At 73.9% G+C, this 24,772-nt stretch carries 22 protein-coding genes; 12 read left to right on the top strand and 10 right to left on the bottom strand.

The window, feature by feature from the left end; genetic code table 11:
• Positions 1–3 precede the first annotated feature (3 nt).
• The 5 genes from NPS70_RS25755 to hemL form a co-directional block, all read right to left on the bottom strand.
• Complete coding sequence (locus NPS70_RS25755) at positions 4–789, bottom strand: cytochrome c biogenesis CcdA family protein (protein WP_374212057.1); 786 nt, start codon at positions 787–789, stop codon at positions 4–6.
• Between the two features lie 4 nt (positions 790–793).
• Positions 794–1,393, bottom strand: coding sequence for a TlpA disulfide reductase family protein (locus NPS70_RS25760; protein WP_256526815.1), 600 nt, complete (start codon positions 1,391–1,393; stop codon positions 794–796).
• A 67-nt stretch (positions 1,394–1,460) separates the two neighbouring features.
• Positions 1,461–2,699 carry a hypothetical protein gene (locus NPS70_RS25765; RefSeq protein ID WP_256526816.1) on the bottom strand — a complete coding sequence of 413 codons (1,239 nt, stop codon included), beginning with the start codon at positions 2,697–2,699 and terminating at the stop codon, positions 1,461–1,463.
• Between the two features lie 219 nt (positions 2,700–2,918).
• Positions 2,919–3,599 (bottom strand): histidine phosphatase family protein, encoded by a 681-nt coding sequence (locus NPS70_RS25770; RefSeq protein ID WP_256526817.1) that lies wholly within the window; start codon positions 3,597–3,599, stop codon positions 2,919–2,921.
• Positions 3,596–4,912, bottom strand: a complete 1,317-nt coding sequence (hemL, locus tag NPS70_RS25775) for a glutamate-1-semialdehyde 2,1-aminomutase (RefSeq protein ID WP_256526818.1) — start codon at positions 4,910–4,912, stop codon at positions 3,596–3,598. The genes NPS70_RS25770 and hemL overlap by 4 nt, the downstream gene beginning before the upstream one ends.
• 116 nt (positions 4,913–5,028) lie before the next feature.
• Here hemL and NPS70_RS25780 point away from each other — a divergent pair, with 116 nt between their 5' ends.
• The gene (locus tag NPS70_RS25780; RefSeq protein ID WP_256526819.1) at positions 5,029–5,583 is read left to right on the top strand and encodes a hypothetical protein; all 555 of its coding nucleotides are present in this window, start codon (positions 5,029–5,031) and stop codon (positions 5,581–5,583) included.
• Between the two features lie 213 nt (positions 5,584–5,796).
• A complete protein-coding gene (locus NPS70_RS25785) occupies positions 5,797–6,219 on the top strand; it encodes a hypothetical protein (RefSeq protein ID WP_256526820.1) in 423 nt (140 codons plus the stop codon).
• A 21-nt stretch (positions 6,220–6,240) separates the two neighbouring features.
• Here the strand turns inward: NPS70_RS25785 and NPS70_RS25790 are convergent, their stop codons facing one another.
• Positions 6,241–7,080: a glycosyltransferase family 2 protein gene (locus tag NPS70_RS25790; RefSeq protein WP_305886372.1), complete on the bottom strand. Its 840-nt coding sequence runs from the start codon at positions 7,078–7,080 to the stop codon at positions 6,241–6,243.
• Between the two features lie 250 nt (positions 7,081–7,330).
• On the opposite strand from NPS70_RS25790, the gene NPS70_RS25795 reads away from it, so the two are divergent.
• The gene (locus tag NPS70_RS25795) at positions 7,331–8,083 is read left to right on the top strand and encodes a Mut7-C ubiquitin/RNAse domain-containing protein (RefSeq protein WP_256526822.1); all 753 of its coding nucleotides are present in this window, start codon (positions 7,331–7,333) and stop codon (positions 8,081–8,083) included.
• Between the two features lie 37 nt (positions 8,084–8,120).
• Here the strand turns inward: NPS70_RS25795 and NPS70_RS25800 are convergent, their stop codons facing one another.
• Positions 8,121–8,747 (bottom strand): hypothetical protein, encoded by a 627-nt coding sequence (locus NPS70_RS25800; protein WP_256526823.1) that lies wholly within the window; start codon positions 8,745–8,747, stop codon positions 8,121–8,123.
• A 180-nt stretch (positions 8,748–8,927) separates the two neighbouring features.
• Here NPS70_RS25800 and NPS70_RS25805 point away from each other — a divergent pair, with 180 nt between their 5' ends.
• The gene (locus NPS70_RS25805; protein ID WP_256526824.1) at positions 8,928–9,695 is read left to right on the top strand and encodes an SDR family oxidoreductase; all 768 of its coding nucleotides are present in this window, start codon (positions 8,928–8,930) and stop codon (positions 9,693–9,695) included.
• A 137-nt stretch (positions 9,696–9,832) separates the two neighbouring features.
• Entirely contained in the window at positions 9,833–10,267 is a 435-nt protein-coding gene (locus tag NPS70_RS25810) for a GNAT family N-acetyltransferase (RefSeq protein WP_308315048.1), read from the top strand.
• On the opposite strand, the gene NPS70_RS25815 is transcribed toward NPS70_RS25810, so the two are convergent.
• The gene (locus tag NPS70_RS25815; protein WP_256526825.1) at positions 10,257–11,447 is read right to left on the bottom strand and encodes an RtcB family protein; all 1,191 of its coding nucleotides are present in this window, start codon (positions 11,445–11,447) and stop codon (positions 10,257–10,259) included. The two genes, NPS70_RS25810 and NPS70_RS25815, sit on opposite strands and share 11 nt — an antisense overlap.
• 183 nt (positions 11,448–11,630) lie before the next feature.
• Here NPS70_RS25815 and NPS70_RS25820 point away from each other — a divergent pair, with 183 nt between their 5' ends.
• The 4 genes from NPS70_RS25820 to NPS70_RS25835 all read left to right on the top strand — a co-directional run bounded on the left by NPS70_RS25820 (position 11,631) and on the right by NPS70_RS25835 (position 16,090).
• Complete coding sequence (locus NPS70_RS25820; protein ID WP_256526826.1) at positions 11,631–12,551, top strand: DUF3558 domain-containing protein; 921 nt, start codon at positions 11,631–11,633, stop codon at positions 12,549–12,551.
• 100 nt (positions 12,552–12,651) lie between these two features.
• The gene (locus NPS70_RS25825; RefSeq protein ID WP_256526827.1) at positions 12,652–13,434 is read left to right on the top strand and encodes a DUF3558 domain-containing protein; all 783 of its coding nucleotides are present in this window, start codon (positions 12,652–12,654) and stop codon (positions 13,432–13,434) included.
• Positions 13,435–13,564: 130 nt separating this feature from the next.
• Complete coding sequence (nshR, locus tag NPS70_RS25830) at positions 13,565–14,374, top strand: NshR/TsnR family 23S rRNA methyltransferase (protein WP_256526828.1); 810 nt, start codon at positions 13,565–13,567, stop codon at positions 14,372–14,374.
• Between the two features lie 108 nt (positions 14,375–14,482).
• Positions 14,483–16,090 carry a DUF2637 domain-containing protein gene (locus tag NPS70_RS25835; RefSeq protein ID WP_256526829.1) on the top strand — a complete coding sequence of 536 codons (1,608 nt, stop codon included), beginning with the start codon at positions 14,483–14,485 and terminating at the stop codon, positions 16,088–16,090.
• A gap of 114 nt (positions 16,091–16,204) precedes the next feature.
• On the opposite strand, the gene lysS is transcribed toward NPS70_RS25835, so the two are convergent.
• Positions 16,205–17,932 carry a lysine--tRNA ligase gene (gene lysS / locus NPS70_RS25840; RefSeq protein WP_256526830.1) on the bottom strand — a complete coding sequence of 576 codons (1,728 nt, stop codon included), beginning with the start codon at positions 17,930–17,932 and terminating at the stop codon, positions 16,205–16,207.
• A gap of 222 nt (positions 17,933–18,154) precedes the next feature.
• On the opposite strand from lysS, the gene argS reads away from it, so the two are divergent.
• On the top strand, positions 18,155–19,933 hold the full coding sequence (gene argS / locus NPS70_RS25845) for an arginine--tRNA ligase (protein WP_256526831.1): 1,779 nt from the start codon (positions 18,155–18,157) through the stop codon (positions 19,931–19,933).
• A gap of 181 nt (positions 19,934–20,114) precedes the next feature.
• Here the strand turns inward: argS and NPS70_RS25850 are convergent, their stop codons facing one another.
• Positions 20,115–20,384: a DUF1876 domain-containing protein gene (locus NPS70_RS25850; RefSeq protein WP_256526832.1), complete on the bottom strand. Its 270-nt coding sequence runs from the start codon at positions 20,382–20,384 to the stop codon at positions 20,115–20,117.
• A 331-nt stretch (positions 20,385–20,715) separates the two neighbouring features.
• Here NPS70_RS25850 and NPS70_RS25855 point away from each other — a divergent pair, with 331 nt between their 5' ends.
• Together NPS70_RS25855 and NPS70_RS25860 are read left to right on the top strand one after the other, a co-directional pair.
• Complete coding sequence (locus NPS70_RS25855; protein ID WP_256526869.1) at positions 20,716–21,588, top strand: glycoside hydrolase family 19 protein; 873 nt, start codon at positions 20,716–20,718, stop codon at positions 21,586–21,588.
• Positions 21,589–21,916: 328 nt separating this feature from the next.
• Positions 21,917–24,730, top strand: coding sequence for a hypothetical protein (locus NPS70_RS25860; protein ID WP_256526833.1), 2,814 nt, complete (start codon positions 21,917–21,919; stop codon positions 24,728–24,730).
• The last annotated feature ends 42 nt before the right edge of the window (positions 24,731–24,772 follow it).

Below are 24,772 nucleotides of genomic sequence, written 5' to 3' on the forward strand. Positions count from 1 at the left end.
TGCTCAGATCCCCACCGTGAAACCGTTGGACCAGCTCTGCATCGACTGGACCATGCCGTCCCACACGCCGGTGAGGAGCAGCAGGCCGGTACCGATCATCATGATGCCGCCGATCCGCATGACCCAGGCGTAGTGCCGCTTCACCCAGTCGAAGGCACCGAGCGCCCGGCGGAAGGCGATCGCGGCGATCACGAAGGGCAGGCCCAGTCCGAGGCAGTAGGCGACCGTCAGCAGCGCGCCGCGGCCCGCGCTGGCCTCGTTCGCCGAGAGGAAGGTGACGGACGAGAGGGTGGGCCCGATGCAGGGCGTCCAGCCGATGCCGAAGAGGGCGCCCAGCAGCGGAGCGCCCGCGAGTCCGGAGACCGGCCGCCGGTGGATGCGGAACTCGCGTCCGGTCATCCAGGGCATCAGCCCCATGAAGAACACGCCGAGCAGGATCATCAGGCCGCCGAGGACCCTGGAGAGGATCTCCCGGTGCTCCTGGAGGGTGGCGCCGAAGTAGCCGAAGAGCGCACCGCCGGAGACGAACACGGCGGTGAAGCCCAGGACGAACAGCGTCGCCCCGACGGCCATCCGGCCGCGGCGCGCCTCGGCCAGGTCGGTGCCGGTGACCCCGGTCACATACGACAGGTAGCCGGGGACGAGGGGGAGCACGCACGGGGAGAAGAAGGAGACGAGCCCCGCGGCGACGGCGATGGGCAGGGCCAGCAGGAGCGCGCCGCCCAGGACCGTCTCGTTGGTCCCGGGCACGGCGGTGACGGCCGCGGAGGCTGCGGCGAGGGCTTCCACGGGATCACTTCTCCGCGATCAGCGGGTCGATCATCCTGCGCAGGTCCTCGTCGTCGAGTGCCCGCAGGGCGCGGGCGGCGATCTTCCCCTCGCGGTCGAGCACGATGGTGGAGGGGATGGCCTGCGGGTTGAGGCTGCCCTTGGGGAACCCGTTGACGATGAGCTTCCCGTGCGGGTCGTAGATGCTCGGGTACCCGACGCCGTAGTCCTCCTCGAACCGGATGGCCGGACCCTTGCTGCCGTCGCGGGTGTTGATCCCGACGAACGCGACGCCCTGCTCCTCGGTCTCCTTGGCGACCTTGGCGAAGTAGGGGGCCTCCGAGCGGCACGGCGGGCACCAGGAGCCCCACACGTTGAGCACGACGACCTTGCCCTTGAGATCGGCGACGTCGAGCTGCTCGCCCTCCAGGGTCTCGCCCTTCAGCTCGTTCGGCAGCCGGCGCTCGCCCTTGGGGACCGTGGAGACGGCTCCGGTGCCCGCGACGAAGTTGGTGTCGCCGCCGCCCCCGGAGCGCCCGCCGTCCGCGCAGGAGGACAGGGTGAGCGCACCTGCGACGACCAGGGCGGTCGACAGGGCGGCGCGAGATGCTCGGCTGAAGCTCATGTGAAAAGTTTCGCATGGGCCCGGCGGCGATCTTCCGCGCCCCCCTGCGTGCCCGTTAGGCCCGTTGTCAGGACGCCTTAAGGAAAGTGCCCCATCCCCCGGCGGGCGCCTGGCCGACGTCGAGGGAACGGAGTTTCGCCAGGACCCCGGGGTCCTGGACGTCGAGCCAGTCGCAGAACTGGCGGAAGGAAACGAGCCGGACGTCCTTCTCCCCGGCCATCCGCGTCAGCGATTCCTCGACTGCGTCCATGTATATGCCGCCGTTCCACTGCTCGAAGTGGTTTCCGATGAACAGCGGGGCGCGATTCGACTCGTAGGCCCGGCGGAACCCCGCGAGATAGGCGCCGGTGGCCTGCTCGCGCCAGCCCGGGTACTTGGCGGGAACTCCCTGGGTGGAGTTCTTCGACTGGTTGGCGAGCATGTTGTAGTCCATCGACAGGACCTCGAAGGAGTGGCCGGGGAACGGCACCTGCTGGAGCGGCAGGTCCCACAGCCCCTGGCGCTTGTCCGGCCAGACCTGGCGGCCGCCGGGCGAGGAGGCGTCGTAGCGCCAGCCGAGCCGCCGCGCCGTGGGCAGCAGCTCGTCCTGGCCGAGCAGGCAGGGGGTGCGCCCGCCGACGAGTTCCCTGCGGTAGTCGAAGGGCAGCGGTTCGAGGTCCTTCCAGCCGGAGTTGGTCCGCCATTCGGTGACGAACTTCACAGCCTGGTCGATCTCGCTCCGCCAGTCGGCGGACGACCAGTTGCCCACCGAACCGGATCCGGCGCAGAAATGCCCGTTGAAGTGGGTGCCTATTTCGTGCCCGTCCAGCCACGCCTGCCGTATGTTCGCCAGGGTGTCCCTGATGTGCTCGTCGGTCAGATAACCGATGTCGGAGGCGCCGACACTGTTGTTCGGCGGCCGGTAGAGCGATTTCCTGGATTCGGGCAGCAGGTATATACCCGAGAGGAAGAACGTCATGGCCGCACCGTGGTTCCGGGCGAGTTCGAGAAAGCGCGGGAACAGCCCGTTCCCGACCTCGCCCGCCCCGTCCCAGGAGAAGACCACGAACTGCGGGGGCGTCTGCCCCGGTTCGAGGGGCACCGGGCGCCCGGGCTGGTGCGGCTGCCTGCCCGTGTCGGCCGTGGAGCCGTCGCCGATGAGCCGGGCCGCGGGCTTCGAGGGCGAGGCCCCGCCGCCTTCCGGTCCCCGTCCGCCCTTCCCGCCGCTGCCGCCCGCCGCCCCGCCGGCACCGCAGCCGGCCAGCGCGGCGGCGGCTGCGGCTCCGATCCCCGCTCCGAGCAGTCCCCTTCGAGTGATGTCCCGCATGACGCCCCCTCACCGCACCCCTCCCGGTCCAGGAGGGGCAGATCCGAACCAGCACAGGGGAAGATGCGCGCCGGAACAGTAAGGTTCCTGCCAGAGTGACCGTTTTTCCCGGCGATCTTCCGACCGCCGGGAAGCCGGGGGCGCACGCCGGGAGTGCCCCGGGGCGCGGGGCGCTCCCCGGGAAGCCCGGAGCGTCCGGGGAGGGCGGGGCGGCCCGCGTCAGGCGCCGAAGGCCTTCGCCTTGCCCTTCACCGGCTTCGCCCCGGCGAGCAGGTGCGGGGGCACCAGGTCCCGGGCGGGCTCGGTGTAGCCGACCGAGACGATCCGGTCGCCCTCGTAGGTGAAGGTGGTCAGCGAGGCGAGCGTGCACTGGCGGCGCCGCGGGTCGTGCCACAGCCTGCGCTTCTCCACGAAGCTGCGCACCACCCAGATCGGGAGCTGGTGGCTCACGCACACCGCCTCGTGCCCGCGGGCCGCGTCGCGGGCCGCGTCCAGCGCGCCCATCATGCGCACCACCTGGTCGACGTAGGGCTCACCCCAGGACGGGCGGAACGGGTTGGTCAGGTGCTTCCAGTTCCCCGGCCTGCGCAGTGCCCCGTCGCCGACGCCGAAGGTCTTGCCCTCGAAGACGTTCCCCGCCTCGATCAGGCGGCCGTCGGTCCCCAGCGCCAGCCCGTGGGCCTCGGCGATGGGCTGCGCCGTCTCCCGGGCCCGCTCCAGCGGCGAGGAGACGACATGGGTGACGTCCCGGTCCGCGAGGTGCCCGGCGACCCGGTCGGCCATCCGCCGGCCGAGTTCGGAGAGGTGGTACCCGGGGCGGCGGCCGTAGAGCACGCCGTCGGGGTTGTGCACCTCGCCGTGGCGCATCAGGTGGACGACGGTGATCTCCTTCGCGCTCATGCGGTGGCCTCCGCGGCGGCGCGGGCGGCGGCGGGCAGGGCCGCGGCGATCCGCTCCACGGCCCGCTCGTCGTGCGCGGTGGAGACGAACCAGGACTCGAAGGCCGAGGGCGGCAGGTAGACGCCGTCGGCGAGCATCGAGTGGAAGAAGGCGTTGAAGCGGAACGCCTCCTGCTTCCGGGCGTCCTCGTAGTTCCGCACCTCGCCGGTGGTGAAGAAGACCGAGAACATGTTGCTCGCCGTCTGGACCCGGTGGGCGACGCCCTCCTTGGCGAGGGCGCCCGCCACCAGCTCCCGGATCTCCCGGGACACCGCGTCGACGGCCGCGTAGGCGGCGTCGTCCAGCAGCCGCAGCTGCGCCAGGCCCGCGGCGGTGGCCACCGGGTTCCCGGAGAGCGTGCCGGCCTGGTAGACGGGCCCGGCCGGGGCCAGGTGGGCCATCACGTCGGCCCGCCCGCCGAAGGCCGCGGCGGGGAAGCCGCCGCCCATCACCTTGCCGAAGGTCATCAGGTCCGGGACCACCCCGTCGACGCCGAACCAGCCCGCCCGCGAGGTGCGGAAGCCGGTCATCACCTCGTCCGAGACGAACAGGGCGCCGTCGGCGGCGCAGAGGTCCTTCAGCCCCTGGTTGAAGCCGGGCAGCGGCGGCACGACGCCCATGTTGCCGGGGGACGCCTCGGTGATCACGCAGGCGATCTCCCCGGGGTGCGCGGCGAACGCGGCCCGCACGGCGTCGAGGTCGTTGTAGGGGAGCACGATCGTGTCGCCCGCCTGCGCTCCGGTGACACCGGGCGTGTCGGGCAGCGCGAAGGTCGCCAGACCGGATCCGGCGGCGGCGAGCAGGGCGTCGACGTGCCCGTGGTAGCAGCCGGCGAACTTCACCACCTTGGCGCGGCCGGTGAAGCCGCGGGCGAGGCGGATCGCGGACATGGTCGCCTCGGTGCCGCTGGAGACCAGGCGCACCTGCTCCACCGGGGCCACCCGGGCCACGATCTCCTCGGCGAGGGCCACCTCGCCCTCGCCCGGCGTGCCGAAGGAGGTGCCGCGGGCCACTGCCGCCTGCACCGCCTCGACCACCTCGGGGTGTGCGTGCCCGAGGATCATCGGCCCCCAGGAGCACACCAGGTCGACGTACTCGCGGCCGTCGGCGTCGGTCAGGTACGGGCCGCTGCCGGAGACCATGAACCGGGGGGTACCGCCCACGGCGCGGAAGGCGCGGACGGGAGAGTTCACGCCGCCGGGCGTCACGATGGCCGCGCGGTCGAAAAGCGTCTGCGAAACTGGGGCGTCATAGGGAAAGCTCACGGAAACCATGGTCTCAGAGCCTTCGGCGATCTTGCGGACAGGTGTTTCACCGCACGTTCGTGGGGGAGGTCACTGTCACGATGATCTGGTTGCGCGGCGGGGGCTGCGAGTGGTCGGGTGGAGATATGCATCGCGGTGGCGGACTGGGCGAGGGGACCGACGACCTGGGTCCCGAGCCCGCCCGGCGTGGTAAGCACCGCCGAGGTGAAGCGGAAGAGCCCGTGGGAGGCAGGAGCGGCCGGTTGGGGGTGACGTACAAGTACTTCGGTGCGCCCGACGGGGCCACGGCCGCGCGCGTGCCCATCTCGATGCGCCCGGAGGAGCTCGGCGGCGACGAGCTCGGCATGGGCGGGATGTTCACCAAGATCAAGCCCGAGACCATAGCCGCGATGGTCCTCACCGGTATCCAGGGGATGCCGCTGCACCGGGTCCCCCCTCTGGAGCTGGTGGTGCTGCACCCCGACTACGCGGTCGTGAAGCTGCCGATGACGGCGGTGGACCCGCTGCGGGACATCGGCGAGGAGTCCGTGGGCGCGGCGGCGTTCATCTGGTCGACCGTCCCGGACCGGGGCGGCCCGAGGGACGCCTTCGACGTCTACCAACTGCTCCACGAATGGCAGGATTTCAGCCATCGTCTGCACGAGGCAGGGCACCAGCCGTACTGCCTCGTCTGGCCCTGACCCGGGGGCGACCGGCCTCGGGCCGGGCCCTCGTTCGTTCCGTCGGCCACGGACGGGAAGCCGGCTCCGGACGGCGCCGGCGCCCCCTCCCCCGCCGGCCGGGCGGCGCCCCCGGCCGGCGGGATCACCCGGTCGGACGTCCCCGCTCGCGGCCGCCGTGCCGGGTCCCGAATCCTGGGGGGCGGCGGAAGGCGCCCCGAAGGGACGGCGGGCATGGGACGGCACACTTCACCGGACGCGCACGGCGCACCGGAGAGCCACGCCCGGATGGTGGGCGGACTGCTCTTCGCGGGCGTGCTCATGCTGGGCACCGGCGTGCTCGCCGTGCTCCAGGGGGTCGCGGCGCTCGGCGGCGAGGTGTACACCCGCGTCGACGACGGCTACCTCTACGGCTTCTCGCCGGCCGGCTGGGGCTGGGTGCACATCGCCCTCGGGGCGCTGATCGCCCTGACGGGGTGGGGCGTCCTCGGGGACGCGGCCTGGGCACGGCTGCCCGGCCTGCTGTTCGCCTCGCTGGGCCTGGTCGCCCAGTTCGCCTACCTCCCCTACCAGCCGGTGTGGTCGGTGGTGCTGATGGCGGCGTACGCCCTCGTCCTGTGGGCGCTGGCCGTGCGGCGGGACGTGGCGCGCCGCTGAGGCCCGGCGCCGCCGGGCCCGTCAGACGACCGGCGGCCGCCCCAGGCGGGCCATCAGCCAGACGGTGCTCCAGCGCATCGGGCGGCGCGTGCCGCAGGGCGTGCGCACCCCCTCCGCGAAGCCCGCGAACCAGGCGCGCAGGCCGGGCGCCGAGCGGGTGCGGGCCAGGGTGAGCGCCGTCCAGGACCCGAGGTAGAGCGGGACCAGCAGCGCGGGCAGGTTCCGCTTGGCCAGCCAGACCCGGTTGCGTGCGGTCATCCGGTAGTAGACGCCGTGCCGGGTGGGCTCGGTGCGGGGATGCTGGAGCACCAGTTCGGGGGCGTAGAGGATGCGCCAGCCGTCGTCGAGTGCCCGCCAGGCGAGGTCGGTCTCCTCGTGGGTGAAGAAGAAGTCGTCCGGCCAGCCGCCGATCCGCTCCAGCATCCGCATCGACAGGGCGTGGCCGCCGCCGAGGAAGGTCGTCACCGGGCCGCCGCGCAGGGGGTCGGTGTTGCCGATGCGGGGCACGTGGCGCCGCTGGGTGAAGCCCGTCTCGTCGGCGATGCGGAAGCTGACGATGCCCAGGCCGGGGTCCTCGCCGTACAGGGCGGCCAGCCGGCCGAAGACGTCGGTGCCGACGAGCAGCCCGTCGTCGTCGAGGTCGACCAGCACGTCCACGTCGCCGAAGGCGCGCAGCCGCTCCATGGCGACGTTGCGCCCGCCCGACACCCCGAGGTTCTCGGGCAGTTCGACGCCGGTGACGTGCTCGGGGAGCTCGGGCAGCGGCGCGCCGTTGGAGACCACCACGATCCGGGTGGCCGGGTGGTCCTGGGCGTCCACCGAGTCGAGCAGCGCACGCAGCTCGGCCGGGCGGGTGCCCATCGTCAGTACGGCCACGCCGATGCGCGCTCGGGTCACGTCCACTCTCCCTCGATCACCGACCAGGTAACCGGTCGTGACCCGGGAGCTTAACGGGGACCGTCCGTCAGATGTACGAAGGACGTCCCCCGTACGGCGGGCGCGTCAGGCCCCCGGCCCGCTCCTCCCGCGCCCCTTCCCGGGTGGGGCCCACGGCGGGCCCCGCCCGGGAAAGCGCTGGCAGCGGTGTGCCGGACGGTGGCATCCTGGCGCCGTGAACGGACCGGAGATCACCCTCAGCGTCGCCCCCGAGCTGCGGCTCTTCGTCTCATCGGACCGGCGGCGGGGCCGGGCGGCCGTGACCACGGACGGCTCCTCGTCCCTCGGCCACGTCGTGGAGTCGCTGGGTGTCCCGCTCACCGAGGCGGGCGTGCTGCTGGCCGACGGGCTCCCGGTGGACGCCTCCCACGTCCCCCGCTCCGGGGAGTACATCGAGGTGCGGGGGGTGGAGCGGCCCCAGCGGGTGCCGGGTGCGCCGCTGCGCTTCCTGCTGGACGTGCACCTCGGGACGCTGGCCCGGCGCCTGCGGCTGCTGGGCGTGGACGCCGCGTACGAGAACGAGGACATCGGCGACCCGGCCCTGGCGGCGCTGTCCGCCGCGGAGCGGCGGGTGCTGCTCTCCCGCGACCGGGGGCTGCTGCGCCGCCGTGAGCTCTGGGCGGGCGCCTACGTGTACAGCGACCGGCCGGACGACCAGCTGACCGACGTGCTGGAGCGCTTCGCCCCCGTGCTCGCCCCCTGGACCCGCTGCACGGCGTGCAACGGGCCGCTGGCGGAGGCGGACAAGGACACCGTGCGGGAGCGGCTGGAGCGGGGCACCCAGCGCAGCTACGACGTCTTCGCCGAGTGCACCTCCTGCGGGCGCGTCTACTGGCGCGGGGCGCACCACGCCCGGCTGGAGGCCATCGTCGCCTCGGCGCTGCGCACGGCCGGGGGCCCGGGCCGGGACACGCCGCAGGCCGTGTGAGGGTGCCCGGCCCCGCGGACGGGGTGCGGCCGGTCCGTCAGAAGACGTACGGGTCACCCGTGGCGAGGACGAGCACCCGGTGCTCGTCGTTGCCGGGGTTGCGGTCCGTCGCGCCGCCGCTCCACGCCGTGGAGACCCGCACCGTCATCTCGGAGGAGGCACCGGGGGCGGTGGCCGAGAGCACCGTGGTGCGCCCGGTGCCGTCCGCGCGCAGCGGGCCGACGGCGCACAGCACGACGCGCTCCGCCTCGCGCAGGCACTGCTCGGGCATCCGCAGCTCCCCGGTCGGCGCCGTCGAGAGCTCCACGCGCAGGGTGACTCCGCGGAGCGAGGACGGGCCGTGGTTGCGGCTCACCACGACGAGGTCGAGCCGGCCGTCGTCCAGGGTGATGCGGCCGTGGTGGGCGATGTCGGCCTCCGGGGCGACCGCGTCCTCCGCCGGGGCACCGGGCTCCGGGTCGGCCGGTCCTGGGGTCGCCCCGGGTTCCCGGTCGGCCGCGGGCCGCAGCCACGGTCCGGCCGTGTCGGGCAGCGCCCCGGCCGTGTCGTCGAAGGGCCCCGCCGGAGCTGCCGCCCCCGAGGCGGAGCCCGCCGCCAGCGCCACCGCCGCGACCGCTGCCGCGAGTCCCCGGCGGACCGTCCTCGTCGCATACATCAGCGTCATGGGCGAAAGATACCGATCATCCGCCTATAGCCAGGATTGCCCGCGTCCTCTCGGCGCGTCCCGCACCGGGAACCGGCCGCCGCCGCACCCCGGGCAGCGGGCCGACGGTCGCACCGAAACATCCCGTACACACGGCCGACCTATCCTGGCGGCTGTTCGATCACACGCGCGAGGAGCCACATGACCACCGCCGGATCCCCCGTCGCCGTCGTCACCGGCGCGAGCAGCGGCATCGGGGCCGCCACCGCCCGGGCGCTCGCCGCCGCGGGCCACCACGTCGTCCTCACCGCCCGCCGGAAGGACCGCATCGAGGCACTCGCCGCCGAACTCGCCGGGGCCGGGCACCAGGCCACCGCCCGGGCCCTGGACGTCACCGACCGGGCCGCGGTGGACGCCTTCGCCGCCTCGCTCGACCGCTGCGACGTGCTCGTCAACAACGCCGGCGGCGCACTGGGGGCCGATCCCGTGGCCTCGGCCGACCCCGAGGACTGGCGCCGGATGTACGAGGTCAACGTGATCGGCACGCTCCACATCACCCAGGCGCTGCTGCCCGCGCTCACCGCGAGCGGCGACGGCACGGTGGTCGTCCTGTCCTCCACTGCGGGGCTCGCCACCTACGAGGGCGGGGGCGGCTACGTGGCGGCCAAGCACGGCGCCCACGTCCTCGCCGAGACCCTGCGGCTGGAGATCGTCGGCACACCGGTGCGGGTCGTCGAGATCGCCCCCGGGATGGTGCGGACCGAGGAGTTCGCGACGACCCGTTTCCGCGGTGACGCCGAGAAGGCGGCCGCCGTCTACGCGGGGGTGGCGGCGCCGCTCACGGCCGAGGACGTCGCCGACACGATCCGCTGGGCCGTCACCCGGCCGCCCCACGTCAACATCGACCTGCTGGTGGTCCGCCCGCGCGCCCAGGCCTCCAACACCAAGGTCCACCGGGAGTCGCGCTGACCCCCGCGGACGGCGCGGTCCGCGTCGACCGGCTGACCGCCGCGGAGCTGCCCGGGGCGGCGCCCGGCCTCGGAGCGGTCCTCGCGGACGCCGTCGAGGACGGCGCCTCGGTCGGCTTCCTCGCCCCGCTGGACGCGGTGGGGGCCGCCGCCTGGTGGTCCGGCCTCGGGCCGGACCTCGCCTCGGGCGCCCTCGTCCTGTGGTGCGCCCGCGACGGGGAGCGGATCGTCGGCACCGTGCAGCTGCGCTGCGAGACCGCCGCCAACGGCTCCCACCGGGGGGAGATCGCCAAGCTGATCGTCCACCGGGACGCGCGGGGCCGGGGCCTCGCCCGCCGCCTGCTCGGCGCGGCCGAGGAGCACGCCCGGGCGTCGGGGCGCCGCCTGCTGCTGCTCGACACGCAGACGGGCAGCGCGGCCGAGCGCCTCTACCGCTCCACGGGCTGGACGCCGCTGGGCACCGTCCCCGGCTATGCGGCCGACCCCTCCGGCGTGCTGCTGCCGACGACCTTCTTCCACAAGGACCTGGGCGCGGCGCCCGGGTCCTCGGGCGCCGCGCGCCTCAGCCCTTGACGCAGACGACCTGCTTCAGCTTGGCGACCACCTCGACGAGGTCCCGCTGCCGCTCGATGACCTGCTCGATCGGCTTGTACGCGGCCGGGATCTCGTCCACCACACCCGAGTCCTTGCGGCACTCCACCCCGCGGGTCTGCTCCTCCAGGTCCCGCGCGCTGTAGCGCCGCTTGGCCGCGTTGCGGCTCATCCGGCGGCCCGCCCCGTGCGAGGCGGAGTTGAACGAGGCCTCGTTCCCGAGCCCGCGCACGATGTAGGAGCCGGTCCCCATGGAGCCGGGGATGATGCCGTACTCGCCGGAGCCCGCGCGGATGGCGCCCTTGCGGGTCACCAGCAGGTCCATGCCCTCGTAGCGCTCCTCGGCCACGTAGTTGTGATGGCAGCTGATCTCCTGCTCGAAGGTCACCTTCGCCTTCCGGAACTCCCGGCGGACGACCTCCTTGTACAGCCCCATCATGATCGCCCGGTTGTGGCGGGCGTACTCCTGCGCCCAGAAGAGGTCGTTGCGGTAGGCGGCCATCTGGGGCGTGTCGGCGGTGAACACGGCGAGGTCGCGGTCGACCAGCCCCTGGTTGTGCGGCAGCTTCTGCGCCTGGCCGATGTGGTACTCCGCCAGCTCCTTGCCGATGTTGCGGGAGCCCGAGTGCAGCATCAGCCAGACCGCCCCGGCCTCGTCCAGGCAGAACTCGACGAAGTGGTTGCCCGAGCCGAGCGAGCCCATCTGGCGGGCGGCCCGGTCGCGGCGGAACTTCACCGCGTCGGCGACCGTGTCGAAGCGGTCCCAGAAGTCCCCCCAGGAGGTCGGGAGGCCGAACACACGGCCCGGGTCGACCGCCTCGTCGTGCATGCCGCGGCCCACGGGGATCGCCTGCTCGATCTTCGAGCGCAGCCGGGAGAGGTCACCCGGCAGGTCGTTCGCCGTCAGGGAGGTCCGCACCGCCGACATGCCGCAACCGATGTCCACGCCGACCGCGGCCGGGCAGACCGCCCCGTGCATGGCGATCACCGAGCCCACCGTGGCCCCCTTGCCGAAGTGCACGTCCGGCATCACGGCCAGGCCCTTGACCCACGGCAGGGTGGCGACGTTGTGCAGCTGGCGGAGTGCCACGTCCTCCACCGAGGCCGGGTCCGCCCACATCCGGATGGGGACGCGGGCGCCCGGCATCTCCACGTACGACATCGTTCCTCGATTCCCCCGAAAGTTCAGAAAGCGCACATACCCGGCAATTGTCCGCGAAAGACCTGGCGGACCGGCATCCTGGGCGGCGCGTGCGATAGACATTGTGTCCGTCGCCCCACCGGGGGCGGCAACAGGTTTTCGCCCCGGCGCGGGGCGGCGAACCCCAGGGAAGGAGTGCGGCAGGTGCTTCGGAAGGTGTACCTCCCCGGCGTGGCGGCGCTGCTCGTCGCGGCCGTCGCGGCCGGCACCGCGGGCTGCACGTCGGACGGGGGGCCGGACGGCTCGGCCACCGACGCCAAGGCGGCCGGCGGTGCGCTGCCCGCCGCCCAGCCGGGCCGCTACCGGACCCTGCTCGAACCCTGCGGTGCCGTCGACCGCGGCGTCCTGAGGGACATGCTGCCCGGGGTGGTGACCCTCCCCAAGGAGCAGCAGCGCCAGGCGCTCCAGGGGACGGCCCAGGTCACCTACGACACCGACCGCCGCGCCGCGTGCAGCTGGAAGGGGAACTCCCCGGGCGGTACGCACCAGCTGCGCGTCGACTTCGAGCGGGTGGTCTCCTACGACCCGGGGGTCAGCGACGAGGCCCGCGCCCAGGAGGTGTTCGCCCGCCGTCAGGCCGCGGCCTCGGTGCCGCTCACGGCCGCCCCCGGAGGGCGGACGGACGAGTCCCCGGGCGACGCCGGACCGTCCGCCACCCCCGCGCCCTCCGGCTCCGGCCCGGCGCTCGGCACCCAGGCGGGCCCGGCGGCGGTCACCGGCCCCGCCGGCGGCAGCCCGCCCGCCGGCTCCGGCACCGGCACCGCCCCCTCCGGGCAGCCGGGCGGCCCGGCGGGGGAGCCCTCGCCCAGCGGCTCCGCAGCGGCGCTCCAGCCCCGGGTGCTGGCGGGCCTCGGCGACGCCGCCTTCCTCGACGACGTGCTCGACCCGGCCGGTTCGGCGGCCCAGCGGCGGACCGTGAGCGTGGTCTTCCGCACATCCAACGTGATCGTGACCCTGGTCTACGCGCAGCGCCCGGCGGCGCCAGCGGCAGTGCCCGACAGCAAGGAACTGCAGGAAAAGACGCAGGCGATGGCCCGCCGCCTGGCGGAGCAGTTCGACGACTAGGCCGCCCGGGCCGGGGAGGCGGGTTCCGTCCGCCGGGCCCCCGTCCGGCGGGTCTCGGCGTACCGTGGCCTGGCCGACCGAACGACCGAGTGAAGGAACCATGCACCGTTCAGCCTCGCGACTCACCCGCATACTCGCCTGCGCAGCCGTCCCGGTGATGCTCGTCGTCGCCGGCTGCTCCTCGGACGGCTCCGGCGACTCCGGCGGGGCGCCGGACAAGGCGGGCAGCAGTTCCTCGGGGTCCCCCGAGGCGAAGAAGACGCCCACGGTGGCCCCGGCCCGGTTCGCCGCGCTGCCGGACCCGTGCGACGCGGTGGCGGCCAAGACGATCGGGGACCTCGTCCCCGAGGTGAAGTCGAAGAACGGCACGGCCGGCAAGTCCACGGACACCGCGAGCCGCGGCAGCTGCTCCTGGAACGGCCTTGAGGACAAGGGCGTCGACGGTTCGCAGTACCGCTGGCTCGACGTGTCCCTGCTGCGCTACGACTCGGACGCCACGCTGGCGGTCAGCGGGGAGCAGCGCGCCGAGGACAGCTACGCCAAGGAGGTCGCCAAGGCGAAGGCGACCGAGGGCGCCAAGAGCGTGAAGGCCGCGGCCGCGGCCGGTGTGGGCGACGAGGCGACCACGATCACCTACACGCTGAACAAGACCGACGAGGACTTCGTGTACGCCACGGTCGTGACCCGCACCGAGAACGGCGTGGTCACGCTCACCTACAACGGCACGGGCTACGCGGGAGCCAAGAACCCCTCCGTGACCGACATGGCCAAGGGCGCCGTGCGGGCGGCGAAGGAGGCGGTGGCGGCCGTCGCCGCGGCGAACGAGGAGCCCGCCGCGAAGGAGTCCCCCGAGGCGAGCGCCGAGGCGGCCGCCGGGGAGTAGCCGCGGCGGGGCGGGCGGCGCGCCGCCGGGCCACCGGGCACGCGCCGGGGCCGGTCCGGCCCCGTGCGCCCCGCCGCCGACGGCGCTGCGGGCCGGCAGCCCCTCCCCGGCCCCGCACTATGATCGGCGCATGACCGAGCTGGAGACCATCACCTCCCTTTCCGACCCGGCGATCCGGCGCATTGTCGATGTCACCAAGCCGTCCAGGACGAACATCAGGACGGCTCTGGTCGAGGACACCGAGCCGCTGGAGCAGTGCCTGCGCGCGGGGGTCGAGTTCATCGAGGTGTACGCCTCCGACGCCGCGCCGGTCGCCCCCGGGCTGCTGGAGCTGTGCGGGCAGCGCGGCGTCCCGGTCCGGCTCGTCGAGTCCTCGGTCGTCAACCAGCTCTTCAGGGGCGAGCGGAAGGCGAAGACCTTCGGCCTCGCCCGGGTCCCGCGCCCCGCGCGCCTGGGCGACCTGGCGGAGCGCGCGGGCGACGTGGTCGTCCTCGACGGCGTGAAGATCGTCGGCAACATCGGCGCGATCGTGCGCACCTCCCTCGCCCTGGGCGCCGCGGGGATCGTCCTGGTGGACAGCGACCTGGCGAGCATCGCCGACCGGCGCCTGCTGCGCGCCAGCCGCGGCTACGTCTTCTCGCTGCCCGTCGTCCTGGCCGACCGGCAGGAGGCGGTGGCCTTCGTCCGGGAGAGCGGGATGCGGCTGATGGCCCTGGAGGCCGACGGCGACCTGACCGTCAAGGACCTCGGCTCCCGTGAGGAGCGCCTGGCCCTGCTGTTCGGCAGCGAGAAGGGCGGCCCCTCCGACGCCTTCAAGGAGGCGTCGGCCCTGTCCGTGTCGATCCCCATGATCGACACCACGGAGTCGCTGAACGTCTCGGTCTCGGTCGGTATCGCACTGCACGAGCGCATCCAGAGGAACTTCGCGGCCCGCAGCTGAGCGCCCCGCCCCGCGCCCGTCCCGCCCCCGGGGCGGAGGGCGGAGGGACGTCCTCCGTCCCGGTGTGCCAGGCTGTGCCCGCACACGGAGCAGGGGAGGGAGAACGCGGTGGCCGCGATGCAGCTGACACGCACACACCGAATACTCATCGGTGTGGTCGTCGCGGGAGCGCTGGTCATCGCCGCGATCGGCTTCGCCGGGTCGTACGCCGCGGTCCGCGAACTGGCGGAGCGCAAGGGCTTCGGCGACTTCTCCCTGGTCTTCCCCATCGGCATCGACGCGGGCATCTGCGTGCTGCTGGCGCTGGACCTGCTGCTGACCTGGATGCGCATCCCCTTCCCGCTCCTGCGGCAGACGGCGTGGCTGCTGACGGCGGCGACGATCGCCTTCAACGGCGCCGCGGCCTGGCCGGACCCGCTGGGCGTCGGCATGCACGCCGTGATTCCCGTGCTCTTCGTGGTCGCGGTGGAGGCCGCGCGCCACGCGGTGGGCCGGATCGCCGACATCACCGCCGACAAGCACATGGAGGGGGTGCGGCTGACCCGCTGGCTGCTGTCCCCGGTGCCGACGTTCAAGCTGTGGCGGCGGATGAAGCTGTGGGAGCTGCGCAGCTACGAGCAGGTGATCAAGCTGGAGCAGGACCGGCTGATCTACCAGGCCCGTCTGCAGGCCCGGTTCGGCCGGGCGTGGCGCCGCAAGGCACCCGTGGAGTCGCTGATGCCGCTGCGGCTGGCCCGGTACGGCGTGCCGCTGGCCGAGACCGCCCCCGCGGGCCTGGCGGCGGCCGGGATCGAGCCGGTGCTCCTGCCGCCCGCCCCGGAGACCGAGGGCGGCGGGGCCGGGGAGCTGGCGTCCGGCGGGCAGCGCACCGCACGGGAACTGCCCTCCGGCGAGGGGCCGGACGGGACGCGCCGGGACGCCCCGCAGCGGGCCGGGGACGGCGCCCCGGCGTCCGGTTCCGCGGCGCGGAGCGATCCGCAGGACATGCCGGAGCCGGGACCCGGCTCGCACGAGAGCCCGTGGTTCGCGGCGCAGCACGCGTCCCCGGAGGTGTACGAGGGCGCCTACCGCGGTGGGTACGACCCCGGGCACACCGGGGGGACGGGGACGATCCCGGTGCCCGCCGGACCGGGCGGGCGGACCCGGCCGCTGGGCAACGGCCCCCAGGACCCGCAGGCCCAGGACCCGTACGCGCAGGACCCGTACGCGCGGGCCCCCCACGCCCAGGGCCCGAACGCCCAGGGCCCGTACGCGCAGGACCCCTACGCCGCACGCCCCTACGGCGAGGCAACCGGGGGCCCGGAGACGGCGCAGGTGTACGCGCAGCAGCGGCACCCCCGGCAGCACGAGGAGCAGGAACGTTACGTCGCCGAGGCTCCGGAGCCGCAGGCGGCTCAGGCCCGACAGCACCTCCCGGAGCAGCCCGGGCCCCCGGCGGCGGCCGACCGGCCGGAACCCGGGCCCGCCCCGGAGCAGGGCGAGGCCGCCGGCCCCGCGGACGACGCGGCGGAGCAGGAGTTCGCCGAGGCGGCCTACCCCGTCTTCGTCGCCTATGTGGACGAGCACCAGGACTACCCCAAACTGGACCTCTTCGACATCCTGCTCGCCGATCGCCACGGGGTGCGCCATCCGCGGAGCGCCGCGCTGCTGAAGCGGCTGCTGCCCGAGTTCCGGCGGCGCCTCCAGGCGAAGCTGGAGGCCGAGCACATCGCCTGACGGCCCGCCCGCGACGACGCGGCGGCCGCCGCGTCTGCACGGCACAGGGCCCCACCCCCGGCAGAAGGAGGGGGTGGGGCCCTGTGCGACGGCGTCCCGGTTCCGGGGCGGCTCTCAGGCCGCGAGCAGCGTGCGCACCCGGTCCGCGCCGACCGCCAGCAGCAGCGTCGGCAGGCGCGGGCCGGTCTCCCGGCCGACCAGCAGCCGGTAGAGGAGCGCGAAGAACGCCCGCTGGGCCACCTTGAGTTCCGGCGTGGGCTTGGCGTCCGGCTCCAGGCCCGCCATGACCTTGGGCACTCCGTACACGAGCGTGGTCAGGCCGTCGAGCGACCAGTGGGTGTCGAGGCCCTCCAGCAGCATCCGCAGCGACCGGCGGCCCTCCTCGTCCAGCGAGGCGAGCAGCTCGTGGTCCGGCTCGGTGCGCACGATGGTGCGCGCGTCCGCCGGGACATGGGTGGAGATCCAGTTCTCCGCGCGGTCCAGCCTCGGGCGGACCTCGTCCAGCGAGGCGACCGGGTTCTGCGGGTCCAGCTCGGCGAGGATCCGCAGCGTCTGCGCCTCGTGGCCACCGGTGATGTCCGCGACCGAGGCCAGCGTCCGGTACGGCAGCGGGCGGGGCGTGCGCGGCAGCTCCCCGGCGGCGGTGCGGGACGCGCGGGAGTGGGCGGCGGCGTCGGCGGGCAGCACCGAGCCGTCCGCCACCCGGCCCTCCAGCTTGTCCCACTCGTCGTAGAGCCGCTGGATCTCCTGGTCGAAGGCGACCTTGAACGCCTGGTTCGGCTTCCGGCGCGCGTAGAGCCAGCGCAGCAGCTGCGGCTCCATGATCCTGAGCGCGTCCGCGGGCGTGGGCACGCCGCCGCGCGAGGAGGACATCTTCGCCATGCCCGAGATGCCGACGAAGGCGTACATCGGGCCGATGGGCTGCTCGCCCCCGAAGATGCCGACGATCTGGCCGCCCACCTGGAAGGAGGAGCCCGGCGAGGAGTGGTCGACGCCGGAGGGCTCGAAGACCACGCCCTCGTAGGCCCAGCGCATCGGCCAGTCGACCTTCCACACCAGCTTGCCCCGGTTGAACTCGGACAGCCGCACGGTCTCGGAGAACCCGCACGCCGAGCAGGTGTAGGCCAGCTCGGTGGTGTCGTCGTCGTAGGCCGTGACCGTGGTCAGGTCCTTGTTGCAGCCGCCGCAGTAGGGCTTGTACGGGAAGTACCCGGCCGAGGTGGCGCCGTCGTCCTCGGCCGCGGCGCCCGAACCCTCGGCGGCCTCCAGCTCGGCCTCGTCGACCGGCTTCTGCGACTTCTTGGCGGGGGCCTTCCTGGTGCGGTACTGGGCCAGGATCGCGTCGATGTCGCCCCGGTGGCGCATCGCGTGCAGGACCTGGTCCCGGTAGGCGCCCGAGGTGTACTGCTCGGTCTGGCTGACCGCGTCGTACTCCACGCCCAGCTCCGCCAGCGAGGCGGCCATGGCGGCCTTGAAGTGCTCGGCCCAGTTCGGGTGCGCGGACCCCTTCGGCGCCGGGACCGAGGTGAGCGGCCGGCCGATGTACTCGGCCCAGGACTCGTCGATCCCCTCGATGCCGCCCGGCACCTTGCGGTAGCGGTCGTAGTCGTCCCACGAGATCAGGTGGCGCACCTCGTACCCGCGGCGCCGCACCTCGTCGGCGACCAGGTGCGGGGTCATGACCTCGCGGAGGTTGCCCAGGTGGATGGGCCCCGAGGGGGACAGCCCGGAGGCGACGACGACCGGTTTGCCAGGCGCACGTCGCTCCGACTCGGCGATGACCTCGTCCGCGAAACGGGAGACCCAGTCGGTCTCGGTGCTGCTCTGAGCCACGGTCGGCACGTCCTTGGTTCCTAGGGTCGGCAAGATCTTCCGCCGCCCATTCTCCCAGACGGCGCGTCGCCGCCGCACGCCTGGCACCTCGGGGCCGGGCGCCCTCCCGCCCGCCTGCGACGGAGCGGACGGGCCCGGCGCGGCCGACCGGAAACGGCGTTGCCGGGCCATGGGACACTTGACAACCGGAACATCCCGGAGAACCCGACCACCGAACAGGAACGGACACCCATGGCCTCGGTCCCTTCTCTCGCTTCGAACGTGCAGCAGCGCCTCGCGGACGCCCTGTCGGCAGCCCTGCCGCAGGCGGCCTCCGCGGACCCGCTGCTCCGACGCAGCGACCGGGCCGACTTCCAGGCCAACGGCATCCTGGCGCTGGCCAAGCGGCTGAAGGGCAACCCGCGCGAGCTGGCGGCGCAGGTCGTGGACGCCGTGGGCGACGACGACGTGCTCGCGGACATCGAGGTGTCCGGCCCCGGCTTCCTGAACATCACGCTCGCCGACCGGGCGATCACCGAGACGCTGGCGGCGCGCGCCGCCGACGACCGGCTCGGCGTGCCGCTCGCGGACGAGCCCGGCCGGACGGTGATCGACTACGCCCAGCCGAACGTCGCGAAGGAGATGCACGTCGGCCATCTCCGGTCCGCGGTGATCGGCGACGCCATGGTGCGCATCCTGGAGTTCACCGGCGAGCAGGTGGTGCGGCGCCACCACATCGGCGACTGGGGCACCCAGTTCGGCATGCTCATCCAGTACCTGACCGAGCACCCGCACGAGCTGGACCACAAGGAGTCCGCCGGCGCGGGCGAGGCGGCCGGTGCCGAGGCGATGTCCAACCTGGACCGGCTCTACAAGGCGTCCCGGGCGCTCTTCGACTCCGACGAGGAGTTCAAGGCGCGGGCGCGGGACCGGGTGGTGGCGCTCCAGGCGGGCGACGAGGAGACCCTCGCCCTGTGGCAGCGCTTCGTGGACGAGTCGAAGATCTACTTCTACTCGGTCTTCGAGAAGCTCGACATGGAGATCCGCGACCCGGACATCGTCGGCGAGTCCGGCTACAACGACATGCTCGACGAGACCTGCCGGATCCTGGAGGAGTCGGGTGTCGCGGTGCGCTCCGAGGGTGCGCTCTGCGTCTTCTTCGACGACGTCAAGGGCCCCGACGGCAACCCGGTCCCGCTGATCGTCCGGAAGTCCAACGGCGGCTACGGCTACGCGGCCACCGACCTGTCGGCCATCCGCGACCGGGTGCAGAACCTGGATGCGACGAGCCTGCTCTACGTGGTGGACGCCCGGCAGTCGCTGCACTTCAAGATGGTCTTCGAGACCGCGAGGCGGGCCGGCTGGCTCAACGACAAGGTCAGGGCCCACCAGCTCGCCTTCGGCACGGTCCTCGGCAAGGACGGCAAGCCCTTCAAGACCCGTGAGGGCGAGACCGTCCGGCTGGTCGACCTGCTCGACGAGGCGATCGACCGGGCCACGGCGGTGGTGCGCGAGAAGGCCGGGAAGGTGGGGCTGAGCGAGCAGGAGATCACCGGGAACGGCCGCCACGTGGGCATCGGCGCGGTGAAGTACGCGGACCTCTCGACGTCCGCCGTGCGCGACTACAAGTTCGACCTCGACCAGATGGTCTCGCTCAACGGCGACACCTCGGTGTACCTCCAGTACGCCTACGCCCGGATCCAGTCGATCAAGCGCAAGGCGGGCGGGCGGAGCCCGGTGGCCCACCCCGAGCTCGAACTCGCCCCGGCAGAGCGGGCGCTGGGGCTGCACCTGGACCAGTTCGGCGAGGTGCTGGCCGAGGTCGCGGCCGGGTACGAGCCGCACAAGCTCGCCGCCTACCTGTACCAGCTGGCCTCGCACCTGACGACCTTCTACGACCAGTGCCACGTGCTCAGCGAGGACAACCCGGCCGAGGTCGTGGAGAACCGGCTGTTCCTGGTCGACCTGACCGGACGCACCCTCCACCAGGGCATGGCACTGCTGGGCATCCGGACGCCCGAACGCCTCTGAGGCCCCGCCGCAGGGGTGCGCGTCCGCGCGCACCCCTGCGGCCCGTACGCGGCGCACGGCGGGCGCCGCCCCTCCACCAGGGGCGGCGCCCGCCCTCACGTCCGGGCACGGGCGACCGGCACTGCGCCGGGGCCGGACGTCCGCCCGCTGCCCGGGGGCCGTTGGCTCGGCGTGGAGCGACTCAGCGGATCGGGCGCGAGGTCCTGCCGGACGCCTCGTCGATCTGCGTGTGGGCCCGCTCCAGCAGCTGGGACGCGAGGTCCATCAGCGCCCGGGCCCCAGCGATCTCCTCGCCCACCATGAGCTGCGGCTGATCACTGTGGTGGCGGTTGGCGTTGCCGTGGCCGCGGATCTCCGAGCCGTCCCCGAGGCGCACCATGGCGGCGGCCCTGGTCCGGTCGCCGTCCTCGCGGAACTCCATCTCCACGTGCCATCCGACGAGTGTCTGCATGGGGACCACCTCCGCAATCGACCCTTCCAGGGTGCTCCCGCCCGGCCCTGATCGCGACCCGCGCTCCCCGGCTCCTCCCCTGCCGGCCCCCGGGCGCTCGGCGGCGGACCCTTCCCGCCGGGACGCGGGGCGCCGGGTTCGCAGGGCCAAGGGGGCACCGACCGCCGAGCGGAGCTTACTCCGAAGTCATATTGGTCTATACCTTGACTCGATCACGTCAATCACGCTTGAGTGTGGGAACTGCCCCCCACTCAGTCGGCCCGGCCCAACTTCCCCGCCGGGCACGGCTGTTGCGCCTCGAAGGAGTGATCGAGTGCTGCGCACACGCCTCATGGCCCTGCTGACGGCGGTCCTGATGGCCGCCGGTCTCGCCGTGGCCCTGACCCCCTCAGCGTCCGCCGCCTCCCCCTGCGACACCGCCCCCGAATGGCGGCAGGGCACCTGGTACACCGCTGGCAACGTTGTCAGGTACAACGGCTCCTACTACATCGCCGAACACGACAACCCGGGCTACTCGCCGACGATCAGCACCTGGTACTGGGACCCGTACGACTGCGGTGGCGGCGGCGGGAACCCGGACCCGTCCGGCTTCGTGGTCAGCGAGGCCCAGTTCAACCGGATGTTCCCGAACAGGAACTCCTTCTACACCTACAGCGGCCTGACCGCCGCCCTCGCCGCATACCCGGGCTTCGCCAACACCGGCGGCGACACGGTCAGGAAGCAGGAGGCCGCGGCCTTCCTCGCCAACGTCAGCCACGAGACGGGCGGGCTCGTCCACATCGTCGAGCAGAACACGGCCAACTACCCGCACTACTGCGACTGGGGCCAGCCGTACGGCTGCCCGGCCGGCCAGGCCGCCTACTACGGCCGCGGGCCGATCCAGCTCAGCTGGAACTTCAACTACAAGGCGGCCGGCGACGCCCTCGGCATCGACCTGCTGAACAACCCCTGGCGCGTCCAGAACGAGTCGGCCGTCGCCTGGAAGACCGGCCTGTGGTACTGGAACACCCAGTCCGGGCCCGGCACGATGAGCGGCCACACGGCCATGGTGACCGGGGCGGGCTTCGGCCAGACGATCCGCTCCATCAACGGCGCCCTGGAGTGCGACGGCGGGAACCCGGCGCAGGTCCAGAGCCGGGTGACCACGTACCAGCAGTTCACGCAGGTCCTCGGCGTCCCGGCGGGCGGCAACCTCTACTGCTGACACCGCCGGGCGTCCCCTCGCGGACCACGCCGTCACGGGCCGCGGGTCCGGGGCTCCCCGCCCCGGGCCCGCGGCCCGGCCGCACCCCTCCCACCACGTCGGGGACGCCGCGGGAGGGGAGCGCCCGACGCCCGCAGCCTCCTCCCCGGCGTCCGCCCCGCCGCCCCCGGCGTCCTCCCGGTACGGCACCTTCACGCCACGCCGGCAGGGCGCGCACCGGCCGATCACCGGCGGCCGGGCAACCCCCGCGCCCCGCGCCCCGTCCTCCGGGATCGAGAGGGCGCGCGGGATCAACCGGGCGCCCGTGAAACGGGGTTGAGGAGAAACGTTGATACGCGCCCGAAGGACATGGGCCACCGCGGTAGCGGTGCTCGCCGTGGCGGCGGGGGTGGCACCGGCCGCGCACGCCGCACCGCAGCCGCCAGGCACCCGGTCCGCCCCCACCGCGCCGGAGTCCGGCACCACCGGCACGGAGGAGCTTCCGCCCGGCTGGCGGATCACCACCGCCGACAACGGCGACAGCGCCCTGGAGTGGCGCTCCCCGCGACCGGTCCCGGCCGGGGACGCCCGCGTCGAGTTCCACGCGAACGGCGCGCTCGTCGGCGTGCCGGAGCCGGGGCAGGACGGACTGACCTTCCGCCTGCCCCTGGCCGAGGCCGCGACCACCGCGCCCGCCGATCTCGCCGACCTCCGGGTGGTGGCCTCGGGTCGGCGGCTGGACGCCGCGGGGGAGCCGGAGGCCCGCGACCGGCGGTCCGCCGGGCCGGCCGCCCCCGCCCTGCCCGCCCGCCTCCCCGCCGGGACGGTGGACCCCGGCAGGCCGGGCCGCTACGCCACGACCACCGGCGAGTACGCCCTCGCCCCGCTCCGCCTGCCCGGCCTCGACGCACCGGTGGAGATGCGCGGCGTGGTCGTCGCCCCGAAGGGGGCGCCCGGCAGGCGGCCGCTCGCCCTCTTCCTGCACGGCCGCCACGCCACCTGCTACGTGCCCGGCAAGGGCGAGGAGGAGGTGACCGTCGACTGGCCCTGCGCCAAGGGCGCCCGGCCGATCCCCAGCCACCGCGGCTACCTCCGCGACCAGAAGCTGCTCGCCTCCCAGGGCTACGTCACGGTCTCCGTCGCCGCGAACGGCATCAACAGCCAGGACTGGGCCGCCGAGGACGGCGGCGCCCAGGCGCGCTCCTCCCTGGTCCGTTCCCACCTCGCGCGCTGGGCCGCCTGGGCCGCCGCGCCCGCCACCGCGCCCGCGGCCGTGCGCAAGGGCCCGCGGGCCGATCTGTCGAAGGTCCTCCTCGTCGGGCACTCGCGCGGCGGCGAGGGAGTCAACCGGGCAGCCATGGACACCCTCTACCCGCCGCCGCGGGCCGAGGACGGCGCCCGCGGCAGGGCCCGCTGGACGATCCGCGGCACCGTCCTGATCGGGCCCACCCTCTTCGGCCAGAACCCGGTGCCCGACGTGCCGTCGCTGACCCTCCTGCCGGGCTGCGACGGCGACGTCGCCGACCTCCAGGGCCAGGTGTACGCCGACGGCACCCGCGGTGTGAGCCGCGGCAAGGCCCTGCACAGCGCGGTCCACATCACCGGCGCCAACCACAACTTCTTCAACACCGAATGGACCCCGGGCCAGGCCAAGGCCCCGGCCGTGGACGACTTCTGGGACGATCCCGAGCAGCGCGACCCCGTCTGCTCGCCGGGTGCGCCCACCCGCCTCACCGCCGGCCAGCAGCACCGCGCGGGCGCCACCTACATCGCCGCCGCGGCCCGGCTGTTCGTGGCCGGTGACGACCGGGTGCGCGAACTGGTCGACGGCACCGGCCGCCGTGCCCCCTCCGCCGACCCGGCGCGGGTGCTCACCCACGCCGTCGGCGGAAACCGCGGCGCGGCCCTCCTGCCCGACGGGCGGCTCACGGTGACCGGCGCCCGGCTCTGCGACGCCGTCTCCCCCGGGCGCGGCGCCTGTCTGGGCGGGAACGCGGTGGGCTCCTCCCCGCACTTCGCCTTCTGGCGGCCGGAGCAAGAGGCCGGACGCCGGGCCGTGGCGCTCAGCTGGTCCAAGCCCGGGGCACCCGCCCGGATGACCCCCGGCACGCCGGTCTCCCTGCGGGGCGCGCGAAGCCTCGCCCTGCGCCTGTTCGTGCCGCCGAACACCACCGGGACGCGGTTCGACGTGGTCCTCAGGGACGCGGCGGGCGGGCGGGCGGACCTCGGGCGGATCCGCGTCGACGGGCTGCCCGGCAGCGACCGCACCGCCTCCTACTGGGCGCAGGAGCTGCGGGTCCCGCTCGCGAAGGCCGCGAAGGCCCGGCTGGACCTGCGGCGCGTCGCCTCCCTGGAGCTGGTGCCGCGCAGCCGCTCCGGGAAGGCGTGGCTGATGGACGCCTGGGCCTGGAGCCCGGGCACCCCGGCGGTGCGGCCCGCGCCGCTGACCCGCGTCGACCTCGGCCGCCTCACCGTCAAGGAGGGCGACTCCGGGGTCCGCACCTACCGGGTGCCGGTACGCACCACCGGCAAGGGGGCCGGCACGGTCCGGCTGTACGTGGTCGACCCGGACACCGGGAGGACGAGGGCCCGCCTGGTCCGGGTGGGCCCGGGCACCGCGGGGATCGACGTCTCGGTGCCGGTGCGCGGCAACCGGCGCTACGGCTGGGACACGACGCACGACATCCTGGTCAAGGCGGTGCGGGGCACCGTCGTCGGGGCCGACTCCGGCGGTGTGACGGCCGAGAACGACGACCCGATGCCGACGGTGAGCGTCGCGCCGGTGGCCGCCGACGTGGCCGAGGGCCAGCCGCTGACCTGGCGCGTCTCCCTCTCCGAGCCCGCGGACATCGAGATCCCCGCCCCGGCCGAGCTGGTCCCGGTGCCGGAGGGGCGGCCCGAGCTGTCCACGGCGGACGTCGGCAAGGAGTGGCTGCTGAACTTCGTGGACGAGCTCCCCGACCCGGCGGTCCCGCTCTCACGGCTGGACTACCGGACGCTGTGGACGTGGGTCCCGGCGGGTGAGCGCTCCGTGGACCTGACCGTCCCGACCGTCCGCGACCCGTTGAAGGAGCCGGCCGAGTACGTCCGGATCCAGCCGGTGGACGAGGAGGGCGGCCCGATCGGCCCGCCGCTGGAGGGCACGGTCCGCGACGCTTCCTGAGGTGCGGTGCGGTGCGCCGCCGCCATGCCGGGCGGCCGCGCA

Source organism: Streptomyces sp. C10-9-1 (genome assembly GCF_024497955.1).
Lineage (GTDB): Bacteria > Actinomycetota > Actinomycetes > Streptomycetales > Streptomycetaceae > Streptomyces > Streptomyces sanyensis.